The sequence below is a fragment of the Streptomyces sp. NPDC051322 genome (assembly GCF_040689485.1).
Taxonomy (GTDB): domain Bacteria; phylum Actinomycetota; class Actinomycetes; order Streptomycetales; family Streptomycetaceae; genus Streptomyces.
In genome coordinates this window covers 111,140-122,963 of sequence record NZ_JBFBAK010000014.1, presented here as the reverse complement: position 1 = coordinate 122,963, position 11,824 = coordinate 111,140, and the positions used below count along the sequence as shown (strand labels likewise).

The 11,824-nt window shown below is 71.7% G+C and carries 8 protein-coding genes and 1 riboswitch; of the genes, 2 read left to right on the top strand and 6 right to left on the bottom strand.

All coding sequences use genetic code 11. The features are described 5' to 3' along the window. Positions 1 to 68 precede the first annotated feature (68 nt). A riboswitch (cobalamin riboswitch) is annotated at positions 69 to 202 on the top strand. 35 nt (positions 203 to 237) lie between these two features. Beyond that, the gene (cobN, locus tag AB0436_RS27460) at positions 238 to 3,837 is read left to right on the top strand and encodes a cobaltochelatase subunit CobN (protein WP_366470631.1); all 3,600 of its coding nucleotides are present in this window, start codon (positions 238 to 240) and stop codon (positions 3,835 to 3,837) included. A 24-nt stretch (positions 3,838 to 3,861) separates the two neighbouring features. Here the strand turns inward: cobN and AB0436_RS27455 are convergent, their stop codons facing one another. From AB0436_RS27455 to AB0436_RS27435, 5 genes are all read right to left on the bottom strand, one after another. Then, positions 3,862 to 4,950 (bottom strand): hypothetical protein, encoded by a 1,089-nt coding sequence (locus AB0436_RS27455; protein ID WP_366470627.1) that lies wholly within the window; start codon positions 4,948 to 4,950, stop codon positions 3,862 to 3,864. A gap of 113 nt (positions 4,951 to 5,063) precedes the next feature. Then, positions 5,064 to 5,714 carry a thymidine kinase gene (locus AB0436_RS27450; protein WP_366470626.1) on the bottom strand — a complete coding sequence of 217 codons (651 nt, stop codon included), beginning with the start codon at positions 5,712 to 5,714 and terminating at the stop codon, positions 5,064 to 5,066. Between the two features lie 59 nt (positions 5,715 to 5,773). Further along, positions 5,774 to 6,961: a nucleotide pyrophosphatase/phosphodiesterase family protein gene (locus AB0436_RS27445; RefSeq protein WP_366470625.1), complete on the bottom strand. Its 1,188-nt coding sequence runs from the start codon at positions 6,959 to 6,961 to the stop codon at positions 5,774 to 5,776. Continuing rightward, on the bottom strand, positions 6,961 to 7,548 hold the full coding sequence (locus tag AB0436_RS27440) for a DUF5998 family protein (protein WP_328536250.1): 588 nt from the start codon (positions 7,546 to 7,548) through the stop codon (positions 6,961 to 6,963). The genes AB0436_RS27445 and AB0436_RS27440 overlap by 1 nt, the downstream gene beginning before the upstream one ends. A 52-nt stretch (positions 7,549 to 7,600) precedes the next feature. After that, a complete protein-coding gene (locus tag AB0436_RS27435; protein ID WP_366470624.1) occupies positions 7,601 to 10,438 on the bottom strand; it encodes a GNAT family N-acetyltransferase in 2,838 nt (945 codons plus the stop codon). Positions 10,439 to 10,564: 126 nt separating this feature from the next. On the opposite strand from AB0436_RS27435, the gene AB0436_RS27430 reads away from it, so the two are divergent. After that, on the top strand, positions 10,565 to 10,846 hold the full coding sequence (locus tag AB0436_RS27430; RefSeq protein WP_365851374.1) for an HPr family phosphocarrier protein: 282 nt from the start codon (positions 10,565 to 10,567) through the stop codon (positions 10,844 to 10,846). A 170-nt stretch (positions 10,847 to 11,016) separates the two neighbouring features. On the opposite strand, the gene AB0436_RS27425 is transcribed toward AB0436_RS27430, so the two are convergent. After that, positions 11,017 to 11,694, bottom strand: a complete 678-nt coding sequence (locus AB0436_RS27425) for a GntR family transcriptional regulator (protein WP_366470623.1) — start codon at positions 11,692 to 11,694, stop codon at positions 11,017 to 11,019. Positions 11,695 to 11,824: the final 130 nt, after the last annotated feature.

Sequence of the window (11,824 nt, the reverse complement as noted above, 5' to 3'; positions counted from 1 at the left end):
TCTCCCCCCCCCGCGGCTCCCCCGCCCCACCCCCCCCACCCCCGCGGCCCACCCTGTTGCCCCCCCCCCCCCGCCCCCGCCCAGCGGGGGTCGGACAACAGCTTCTCGGGGAGGAAGCCCGGTGCGAATCCGGCGCGGTCCCGCCACTGTGAATCCGGTGCGAACCGGATGAGCCAGGAACTCCCGCCGTCTTCATCACTGCCCGGGGCGCGGACCCCGAGGAAGGCCGGGCGCCGCGTGCTCCTGCTGTTGTCGACCTCCGACACCGACCTGCTCAGCGCCCGTGCGGCGGGCGGCCCCGTGCCGTACCGGTTCGCCAACCCGGCCAGGCTCGACCTGAGTGAGCTGCCCGCTCTGCTGGACGGTGCCGACCTCGTCGTCGTCCGGCTGCTCGGTGGGCTGCGTGCCTGGCAGGAGGGCATCGACCTGCTGCTCTCCGGCGACCGGCCGGTGGTGGTCCTCACCGGCGAACAGGCCCCCGACGCCCAGCTGATGGAAGCCTCCACGGTGCCCATCGGCATCGCGGCCGAGGCGCACGCCTACCTCGCGCACGGTGGCCCCGGCAATCTCGAACAGCTGGCCCGCTTCCTCTCCGACACCGTGCTGCTGACCGGCCACGGCTTCGACCCGCCCGCCGCCGCTCCCACCTGGGGCCCTCTGGAGCGCACCGAACGCGAGGGGGCCGACGGCCCGTTGATCGCGGTGCTCTACTACCGGGCCCACCACATGAGCGGCAACACCGCGTTCATCGACGCGCTGTGCGGCGCCGTGGAGGACGCCGGGGGCCGGGCACTGCCGCTGTACGTCGCCTCGCTGCGCGCCCCCGAACCCGAACTGCTCGCCGCACTCGGCAGCGTGGACGCGATCGTCACCACCGTACTCGCGGCGGGCGGCACCAAACCGGCCGCGGCCTCGGCGGGCGGGGACGAGGAGGCGTGGGACGCGGGTGCGCTCGCCGCGCTCGACGTGCCGATCCTGCAGGCGCTCTGTCTGACCGGCTCCCGCAGCGCCTGGGAGGAGAACGACGAGGGCGTTTCGCCGCTGGACGCCGCCAGTCAGATCGCGGTGCCGGAGTTCGACGGCCGGCTGATCACCGTGCCGTTCTCCTTCAAGGAGATCGACGAGGACGGGCTGCCGGCCTATGTGGCCGACCCGGAGCGGGCCGCCCGGGTCGCCGGAACCGCGGTGCGCCACGCGCGGCTTCGCCATGTGCCGAACCCGGAGAAGCGACTCGCGCTGGTCCTCTCGGCCTACCCGACGAAGCACTCCCGCATCGGCAACGCGGTCGGTCTCGACACCCCTGCGAGCGCCGTGGCCCTGCTGCGCCGACTGCGCGCGGACGGCTACGACTTCGGCGAGGAGCCCGTCCCGGGGCTCGAGTCCGGCGACGGCGACGAGCTGATCTACGCGTTGATCGAGGCAGGTGGCCACGACCAGGAGTGGCTCACCGAGGAACAACTGGCCCGCAACCCGGTCCGTATCCCGGCCGCCGACTACCGGCGCTGGTACGCCCGGCTCCCCCGGGAACTGCGGGACGCGGTCGAGCGGCACTGGGGTCCGCCGCCCGGCGAGATGTTCGTGGACCGCAGCAGCAACCCCGAGGGCGACATCGTGCTCGCGGCGCTGCGCCGTGGCAATCTGCTCATCCTCATCCAGCCGCCGCGCGGCTTCGGCGAGAACCCCATCGCCATCTACCACGACCCCGATCTGCCGCCCTCCCACCACTACTTGGCCGCCTACCGCTGGATCCAGGCCGCCCGCGAGGACGGCGGCTTCGGCGCGGAAGCGATGGTGCATCTCGGCAAGCACGGCAACCTGGAGTGGCTGCCCGGCAAGAACGCCGGGCTCTCCGCGGCCTGCGGCCCCGACGCGGCACTGGGTGATCTGCCGCTCGTCTACCCCTTCCTGGTCAACGACCCGGGTGAAGGCACCCAGGCCAAGCGCCGGGTGCACGCCACCCTGGTCGACCACCTGGTGCCGCCGATGGCGCGCGCCGAGTCGTACGGGGACATCGCGCGTCTGGAGCAACTCCTCGACGAGCACGCGGCCATCGCCGCCATGGACCCGGCCAAGCTGCCGGCGGTCCGGGCGCAGATCTGGACGCTGATCCAGGCCGCGAAGCTGGACCACGACCTGGGCCTCGAGGACCGCCCGGACGACGAGGGCTTCGACGAGTTCATCATGCACATCGACGGCTGGCTCTGCGAGATCAAGGACGCGCAGATCCGCGACGGTCTCCATGTGCTGGGTGCGCCGCCGGCCGGTGCGGCGCGGGTCAATCTGGTGCTCGCCATCCTGCGGGCCCGTCAGATCTGGGGCGGCACGACCTCGCTGCCCGGGCTGCGCGAGGCGCTCGGCCTCGACGAGGCGGCCGCCACCCGGACATCCGCCGACGCGGTGGAGGAGGAGGCCCGCGCCCTGGTCCAGGCGATGGAGGACGCGGACTGGGATCCGGCCGCGGTCGGCTCCGTCGCCTCCGGCCGACCCCGTCAGGTGGCCGACATCCTGGACTTCGCGGCCCGCCAGGTCGTTCCCCGGCTCTCCGCCACCACCGATGAGATCGACCACGCCGTGCACGCGCTGAACGGCGGTTTCGTCCCGGCCGGGCCGTCCGGGTCGCCGCTGCGAGGACTGGTCAACGTCCTGCCGACCGGGCGGAACTTCTACTCCGTCGACCCGAAGGCCGTGCCGTCACGCCTCGCCTGGGAGACCGGACAGCTCCTGGCCGACTCCCTGCTCGAGCGCTACCGCACCGACAACGGTGACTGGCCGACCTCGGTGGGCCTCTCGCTGTGGGGTACGAGCGCGATGCGCACCTCCGGCGACGATGTGTCGGAGGCGCTCGCCCTGCTGGGCATCCGGCCGGTGTGGGACGACGCTTCCCGCCGGGTCACCGGCCTGGAGCCCATCCCGCTCTCCGACCTCGGCCGGCCCCGGATCGATGTCACCCTGCGCATCAGCGGATTCTTCCGGGACGCCTTCCCGCACACCATCGGCCTGCTGGACGACGCGGTACGGCTGGCCGCCTCCCTCGACGAACCGGCCGAAGCGAACCACGTACGCGCGCACGCCCAGGCCGACCTGGCCGAGCACGGCGACGAACGCCGCGCCACCACCCGTATCTTCGGCTCCCGCCCGGGCACTTACGGCGCCGGTCTGCTTCAGCTCATCGACTCCCGGGACTGGCGCACCGACGCCGACCTCGCCGAGGTCTACACGGTGTGGGGCGGGTACGCCTACGGCCGTGAACTGGACGGCCGGCCGGCTCGTGCCGAGATGGAGACCGCCTACAAGCGCATCGCGGTCGCCGCCAAGAACACCGACACCCGCGAGCACGACATCGCCGATTCCGACGACTACTTCCAGTACCACGGCGGCATGGTGGCCACCGTCCGCGCCCTGAAGGGGACGGCTCCGGAGGCCTACATCGGTGACTCCACCCGGCCCGAAACGGTCCGCACCCGCACTCTGGTCGAGGAGACCTCCCGGGTGTTCCGCGCCCGGGTGGTGAATCCGCGATGGATCGCCGCGATGCGCAGGCACGGCTACAAGGGCGCCTTCGAACTCGCCGCCACGGTCGACTACCTCTTCGGGTACGACGCCACGACCGGGGTGGTGGCCGACTGGATGTACGACAAGCTCACCGAGACCTATGTGATGGACCCGGAGAACCGCGCGTTCCTCCAGGAGGCCAACCCCTGGGCGCTGCACGGCATCGCGGAGCGTCTGCTGGAGGCCGAGTCGCGCGGCATGTGGGCGGAGCCGGACCCCGCCGCGCTCGCCGAGCTCCGCAAGGTGTTCCTCGAGACGGAGGGCGAACTGGAGGGTAAGGACTGAGTCCGCTCCCCCGGCCGGCCTTCGTCAGCGCGGTGCGGTAGCACGTGCCACGGCTGGGGCAGCAACTCCAGCGGCGGCCCGGGCGGCTCGGCCCGGGCGCAAAGTCCACGGCACCGGCGCAGTGCTGGTCAGCCATTCATTGGCGATGAGCCGTCGGACGATGAAGCTCCGCAGCTCGCTCGGCTGGTCTCCCCAGCCCACACCCTCGCAGAGTTGCTTGCCGGAGGGGCCGTGGCCGTGTTCCGCGCGGAAAGCCGCGGCGAATCGGGCTGCCAGGGGGCCGCGGTCGGGGTGACTGTCCTTCCACTCACCGTAAGCGGTGCGCACCCAGGACAGGAACGGCGAAGGCACCGGCTTGGCCATGAACGCCTCCGCCACCCGCTCCGTGGGCACATCACACAGCGGACACTGCTCGACGGCCTCCACATGCCTGCGCAACGCCGCACTCGCCTCCTCCTTCCACGCCTTCCAGCGCAGGAGGTCGGCGGCCGCCCGGTACTCGGGGCTGAGGTACAGACCGGACAGGTGCCCAACGGTATCGGCGAGACAGTACCTGTTGTCATCGAGTTCGGTCAGAAAGCCCTTGGTGAGCAGTTCGGGCAGCGCGGCCCGGCTGTCCTCGGGCAGACCGTCGGGAAGAACCCCCTGGCGGTCGGGTGAGCTGTGGGCGGCGAGGAACAGCGCTGCGAGCCGGGCGGCCGGCGAGGTCTTCTTGACCGGCTTCGCGCTGAGGGCCCGGGTGGTCCACCCCGAGACCCGGGACCGCATCAGCTTTCCGAAGGGCAGCCTGCGATCCGTCTCGTCCGCCAGATCGGGCACCAGGATGGCCACCGGGGTAGCGGGATCGCCGCCCAGCAGGTCACCCTGCGCCTGCCATCCCAGACCGGCGACAGCGGTGAGGGCTCCTTCCGCGTCGGTCAGCCGCAGGGACCGCAGGTCCTGGCCGGTGAGATTGCCGACGCCACTGCGCGCGGCACGGATGGCGACGACCACCGCGAGAAGCTGCGCATCGGCGCCGGTCAGCGGCAACGCTGCCACGTAGCTCAGCAGGCGACGGGCGGCCTCGCCCTGCGCAGACGTCAACAGGAAGGGCGGCGGAGCGTTCGTCACCACGGGCGCGGCCGAGGGCTGGGACGAGAGCGGAGAAGGATGGGGCACGTCCTGTACAACGCGCCCACCGGGCCGAAGTCACCACGTCCCACCGCCAGGACGGAACATACGCACGGTCAGGCGGATGTGACCGGCAGGACATCCGGGGACAGCGCGCCGGCGCGCGACGAAACACCGGTCATCCGGCGGCGGTGGTGACGGCGGCACAGGACCTCGTAGCCGATCTCCTCCGCCGAGTGGCTCACGTCGCCGACGACCACCTGCGCACCCTCCACCACCATCTCCCCGCCCACCGTGCGGGCGTTGTGGGTGGCCCGGGCGCCGCACCAGCAGAGCGCCTCCACCTGGAGGCTCTCTATCCGGTCGGCCAGTTCGATCAGCCGCTGCGAGCCGGGGAAGAGCTTCGTCCGGAAATCGGTGGTGATACCGAAGGCGAAGACGTCCAGCCCGAGGTCGTCCACGATGCGCGCGAGCTGGTCGATCTGCTCGGGCGCAAGGAACTGCGCCTCGTCCACGATCACGTAGTCGACCTTGCCGCCCTTCGACAACTGGTCCACGACGTACCCGAACACGTCCATGCCCTCAGCTGCCTCGACCGCCTCCGTGACCAGACCGAGGCGCGAGGAGAGCTTCCCCTCACCCGCCCGGTCGTCCCGGGTGAAGATCACCCCCCGGAGGCCACGAGCAGCGCGGTTGTGCCCGATCTGCAGTGCCAGTGTGCTCTTCCCGCAGTCCATCGTTCCGGAGAAGAAGGCCAGCTCGGGCATAGGAGAGGGAGACCTTTCGGAGTCTGTTCGGGGTGCGGCGCGCCGGGTCGGCGGCGGGGCTACGAGCGTACTTCGAGGAGCGGGACGAGCTGCTCGACGGGGGTCATGGAACCGTGCATGCCGACCATGGCCGACTCGTTCGGCTCGCGCCGGGACGCCGTGATGACCACATCGGCGTGGGCGGCGGCGACCACATCGCCGATCCGGCCGTACACCCGCTCGCCGACGGTGGGCCCGAACCAGCCGGCCTCGATGGCCTGGTCGCGGCTCGCCACCCAGAACTGCTCGCCGAGTACCTCACGCCAGACGGTCAGCACATCGGCCGCCGCACCGGGGACGGCATAGACGTGCCGGGCACGGCCCTCGCCGCCCAGCAGAGCGACGCCGGCGCTCAGCTCCCAGTCCTCGTCGAAGTCGATCCGGGACTCCTCGTCGAACGGGATGTCGATCATGCCGTGGTCGGCGGTGACATACAGCGCGGAGCGCGGCGGAAGCTGCTCCGCGAGACGCTGGACCAGCCGGTCGACATACATCAGCTGCCCGCGCCAGGCGTCCGACTCCATGCCGAAGCGGTGGGCCTTGCCGTCGACCTCGCTGTAGTAGGTGTAGATCAACGAGCGGTCGGCCGCCCCGAGTTGGGCCGCGGCCAGGTCCACCCGGTCCTCCCCGCTCAGCTGTCCGCGAAAGGTGCCACCGCTCAGCGCGACCTTGGTGAGCGGGGTGTGCTGGAAGTCCGGCGACGACACCTGCGCGGTGTGCACCCCCGCCGCGTCGGCGAGCTGGAAGACCGTGGGATACGGCTGCCAGACGTACGGATCGGTCCAGGGCTTCCAGCGCAGCTGGTTCATCAGCTCGCCGGTGTCCGGGTTACGCGTGGTGTAGCCGGTGAGCCCGTGCGCCCCGGGCGGCAGGCCGGTGCCGACCGAGGCGAGCGAGGTCGCCGTGGTGGCGGGGAAACCGGCCGTCAGCGGACGGCCGGTGGAGCCGCGCGAGGTCGGCAGCAACGAGTGGAGGTAGGGGGCCTCGTCCGGGTGCGCCCGGATCTGCTCCCAACCGAGACCGTCGATCAGGAAGACGCAGTTCCGGTCGGCCGGCTGGAGTTCCGGGATCGCCGCGGTGAGGCCGGGAACGCCCTGGCCCGCGGCGAGCGTCGGCAGCAGATCGGCGAGCGATCCCGAGCCGTACTCCGGGACGGGGGCGGTGGAGAGGGCGAGCGGCTTCGGGTCGGGCCAGATGGGCTGGGCCATCAGCGGCCGGCTGCCGCGGTCGCCTCGGAGAGTGCCTGGGAGAAGGCCAGCGTCTGCCGGACGGTGTCCGGGCCGTCGCCCGCCTCGCTCACCCGCAGGCTCAGGTCGTCCGCGGTGGAACTGCCGGTGTAGCCGTGGTCCGCCTCGCAGTTGGGATCGCCACAGGCGGCGGGCTCCAGGTCGAGGCGGGCGACCGCACCCCAGCCGATGGTCAGCACGACCTCGCGGGGCAGGGTGCCCGGGACGTACTTCTCCGGGTTGGCCACGACCCGGCTGAGGACCACCGAGGAGATCCGGTCCAGCTTCACGGACTCGGTGGAGGTGGTGGCGAACGGCGTGGGTGAGCCGCCGTCGGCGGCCTGTTCGTCGGTGTGGCTGACGATGAAACGGTTGCCCGTCAGGACGAGGACCGTGACATGGCGTCGCACCTCGTTGGAATCGAAGGTCGTCTCCTGGTGCACCAGGTACGAAGCAACCGGCTCACTGCCGACAGCGGCCTCCACCGCTTCGGCCACGAGGGCCGGGTAATAGCCGCTGCGCTCGATCGCCGCGCGCAGCCCCTGGGTCGTCGTACCGGTCTTTGCCATGGGCTCCATCTTAGACCGACCGGCAATTGGGGGGTGCGGCCGTGCCGGGTGCTCAGTAGCTGGGGAGGCGGCGCGGGCCGAGGTCGCCGCGGGCGTGCGCGGGGGCCAGGCGTACCGATGCGCCGAGCACGGAGAGACCGGTGGGTCCGACGACGACCGGCTCGAGGGCGACCGAGACCACCTCCGGATGGTCGTCGACGAGGCGGGACACCCGGAGCAGCAGTTCTTCCAGTGCGGCGGTGTCCACCGGCGCCGAGCCGCGCCAGCCGAAGAGCAGCGGGGCCGTTCTGATGGTTCGGATCAGCTCGGCGGCATCGCGATCGGTGGCGGGGACCAGGCGGTGCGCCGTGTCGCCGAGCAGTTCGGACGGTGCTCCGGCCAGTCCGAAGGAGAGGACAGCGCCGACAGCCGTGTCGATCGCGGACCGTACGACGGTGTCGACGCCCCGGGGCACCATCGCCTGGACCACCGGGCGGACCTCGGCGGGCGTACCGAGGGCGCCGGTCAGTTCGGTGTAGGCACGGCGCAGTCCGGCCTCGGACGCGATGTCCAGGCGGACGCCGCCGAGGTCGGGGCGGTGACGGAGGTGAGGTGCGGTGGCCTTCAGCGCGACGGGATAGCCGAGGCCGGCCGCGGCCGCGACGGCGGCGTCGGCGTCCGGCGCCGGACGGGCGGGCAGCACGCGGATGCCGTACAGGCCGAGGAGTTCGCAGGCGTCGTCGGTCGAGAGGGCCAGGCCCCGGGAGACATCGACGTGGGCGGTGCCGAGAAGTGCGTCGATCCGGGCCGCGGCGCCGGCCTCGTCGATGTCGTCGTATTCGGGCACCCGGCCGGCGTCGGCGGACTGGCGGCGCCACTGCGCGTATCTGACGGCCTGGGCGAGCGCGCGGACGGCCCGCTCGGCGGCCGGGTATGCGGGGATACGGCGGGGACCGCCTCGGGGCGAGGCCACCGGGCCGGGGCCGGGGCCCGGGGCGGGCCCGGCGACGCCCTGCCTGCTCGGCCGGGCGGGGCCGGGGGCCGGCTGCGCGGACCCCGGCGCGGTGCTGGTGGCTGCCGCCAGCGCTTCGGCGAGGCCGCCGATCTCCAGGTGCACCACGGCCACCGGCTTGGCGGAGGGCGCCTGCGCGGCCGCCTCGCGGAGCGTGGCAGCCAGCACCTCGCCGCCGCCCGATTCCGTGACGCCGTTCTCCCCCACCCAGGGGATCGCCGTGACCAGTACCGCGTCGCAGCCGTCGTCCGCCAGCGCCCGGGCGAGCGCCTCGCGGAAGTCCTGCGGGGTGGCCCCCGTGGTCAGGTCGACGGGCGGCAGCGGCCGCAGACGTTCGGTGAGGCAGGCGTCGTAGGTCAGCAGTCCCAGCGACTCGGAATTGCCCAGGATGGCCACCCGCGGGCCGGTCGGCAGCGGCTGGTCGGCGAGCAGCAGACCCGCGTCGACGAGTTCGGTGACCGTGTCGACCCTGATCACCCCCGCCTGTCGCAGCAGCGCCGAGACCGTGGCGTCCGGGATGCGGGTCACCGGCACCGCGTGGCCCGGCGGGGCGCTGCCGCTGTGCCGGGCGCCCTTGACCACGACGACCGGTTTCACGGCTGCCGTGCGCCGGGCCAGCCGGGTGAACTTCCGGGGGTTGCCGATGGATTCGAGGTAGAGCAGGGCGATGTCGGTGTCCGGGTCGTCGTGCCAGTACTGCAGGAAGTCGTTGCCGGACAGATCTGCGCGGTTACCCGACGAGATGAAGGAGGAGAGTCCCGCGCCGCGCCGGTGCAGCCCGGAGAGCAGGGCGATACCGATGGCGCCGGACTGGGTGAAGAGCCCGATCCGGCCGCGGGCCGGCGACTCGGGGGCCAGCGACGCGTTCAGCCGGACGGCTTCGGAGGTGTTGATGAGGCCGAAGGCGTTCGGGCCGATGACGCGCATCCCGTACGAACGCGCCTGCCGTACGAGTTCTCGTTGGCGCCGCAGCCCTTCCGGGCCGCTCTCGGCATAACCGGCGGCCAGGACGACCAGGCCCTGCACGCCGCTCTTCCCGCAGTCGGCGACCGCGGCGGGGACGTGTTCGGCCGGCACCGCCACGACGGCGAGGTCCACGGTGTCGTCGATGCCGACGACCGAGCGGTGGGCGGGGACACCGTCCACCTCCGTGAGGTCATCGGCGAAGGCGCGGTTCACGGCATGGACGCGGCCGGTGAATCCGGAGCCCAGCAGATTGCGCAGCACGGTCCGGCCCACCCCACCGGGCGCCCGGCCCGCGCCGACCACCGCCACCGCGCGGGGCGCCAGCAGCCGCTGCACCGAGCGGGCCTCGGCCCGCTGCTCCCGGGCCCGCTGCACGGCGAGGGATGCCTCGGTGGGTTCGAGGTCGAGAGTGAGATGGACCGAGCCGTCCTCGAAACTGCGCTTCTGCTCGTACCCCGCGTCGGTGAAGACCTTGATCATCTTGTTGTTGGCGGGCAGTACCTCGGCGATGAACCGGCTCACCTCGCGCTCACGGGCGACCGCTGCGATGTGTTCGAGCAGTGCCGAGGCGACGCCTCGCCCCTGGTGCGCGTCCTGGACGAGGAAGGCGACCTCGGCCTCCCCCTTGCCGATCCGGTCGTAGCGGACCGTCGCGATGAACTCGCCGGCCACGATCGCCGCGAGGCCCACCCGGTCGACGTAGTCGTGATGGGTGAAGCGATGGACGTCCTTGGCGGAGAGCCGGGGATACGGTGCGAAGAAGCGGTAGTACTTCGACTCGGGCGACACCTGCTCGTAGAAGCTGACGAGCCGCTCCGCGTCCTCGGTGGTGATCGGCCGGATCCTCGCGGTACCACCGTCGCGCAGCACCACATCGGCTTCCCAGTGGGCCGGGTACACCTGGTGCGGGTTCTGCTCCAGCGGAGGCTGCATGGGGAAAGCGTACGGGTCAGGGCGGTGAGAGGGGCGGTACAGTCGGGCACCGGCCAGGGCCCGAGCACCTCGGACCGCATGCAAGAATGGTCTAGACAACTGCCAGAGAACTTGAAGGGCAACACCATGGCTGAGCGCCGCGTAAAGGTCGGTTGGGCCGAGGGTCTGCACGCCCGGCCCGCCTCCATTTTCGTCCGTGCCACCGCCGCTTCCGGCGTTCCGGTGACGATCGCGAAGGCCGACAGCAGTCCGGTCAACGCCGCGTCGATGCTCGCGGTGCTCGGCCTCGGCGCCGAGGGCGGCGAGGAGATCGTGCTCGCTTCGGACACGGAAGGCTCCGATGCCGCCTTGGATCGTCTGGCGAAGCTGGTCGCCGAGGGCCTCGACGAGCTCCCCGAGACCGTCTGACGGCACCGCGCCGGCCACCGGCGCCACCAGAGCCGCAGCTCCTCCTCGGGCGCTGCGGCTTTGTTTTTTCCGGCCGCCGGTTCGAAAAGGCCGACGAGCCGGATTAAAAGGGCAGCAGAAAATCCGGCTTCCGCATTACCGGCCCGCATTCTTTGTATACGGCGCGATTGTTAATGCGAGCCACTCGCGGTGTTTACACCATGTTGCGAAGCCCTCACACCCGTCTGATCCCGCAGCCGGTACAGCGCGGTCCCCCGCTCGGCATGCCGTGCTGTCAGGAAGCGGGCCCGCTCCGCGTCGCGACGAGCCACCGCCTCCACGATCGCCCCGCACTCCGCCCAGAACTCACCCGGGTCAGCGGGCTGCTCGACGGTGTACATCCAGACGATCTTCTGTCCGAGCTGAGTGAGCAGCACCGTCAGCGCCGCGCTTCCCGATGCCTGGGCGAGCGTCTCCTGGAACCACCCGCCCAGCGACCGCAGATCCTCGCCCTGCGCCCGGCGGACCCGCTCCTGCCCCAGTCTCACCAGGCCGCGCAACACCTTGAGGTGGGTCTCGGTGCGGCGCCGGGCCGCCCCGGCCGCACCCATGGGCTCCAGCAGGGTCCGTATCTCCAGCAGATCGGCGGCCTCCCGCTCGGTCGGCTCCGCGACACAGGCACCGGCATGGCGGCGGGTGACCACGAAGCCCTCGGACTCCAGGGTGCGCAGCGCTTCGCGCACCGGGACCCGGGAGACTCCGTAGCGGCGGGCGAGGGGTTCCTCGGTCAGCCGGCTGCCACGTGCGAAGACACCCGCAATAATGTCGTCACGAATAGCCGTACACACCGAATACGCGGGAATGCGCATGACCGAACCTCCGCCTTCATCCCCGCGAAACGCGGTCGACCGACGCCTGTTCGGTGACTCTATGACAGGGCGGGTTAATTTCCGACGGCGCCCGGTAAACCGTGGATATCTTTTGAGGACCGTCCGTCGG

Bases quoted from the DNA above. Each gene is read 5' to 3' on its own strand.
- AB0436_RS27425 (WP_366470623.1), bottom strand. From the start codon at position 11,694: ATGCGCATTCCCGCGTATTCGGTGTGTACGGCTATTCGTGACGACATT.
- AB0436_RS27440 (WP_328536250.1), bottom strand. From the start codon at position 7,548: ATGGCAAAGACCGGTACGACGACCCAGGGGCTGCGCGCGGCGATCGAG.
- AB0436_RS27430 (WP_365851374.1), top strand. From the start codon at position 10,565: ATGGCTGAGCGCCGCGTAAAGGTCGGTTGGGCCGAGGGTCTGCACGCC.
- AB0436_RS27450 (WP_366470626.1), bottom strand. From the start codon at position 5,714: ATGCCCGAGCTGGCCTTCTTCTCCGGAACGATGGACTGCGGGAAGAGC.
- AB0436_RS27445 (WP_366470625.1), bottom strand. From the start codon at position 6,961: ATGGCCCAGCCCATCTGGCCCGACCCGAAGCCGCTCGCCCTCTCCACC.
- AB0436_RS27435 (WP_366470624.1), bottom strand. From the start codon at position 10,438: ATGCAGCCTCCGCTGGAGCAGAACCCGCACCAGGTGTACCCGGCCCAC.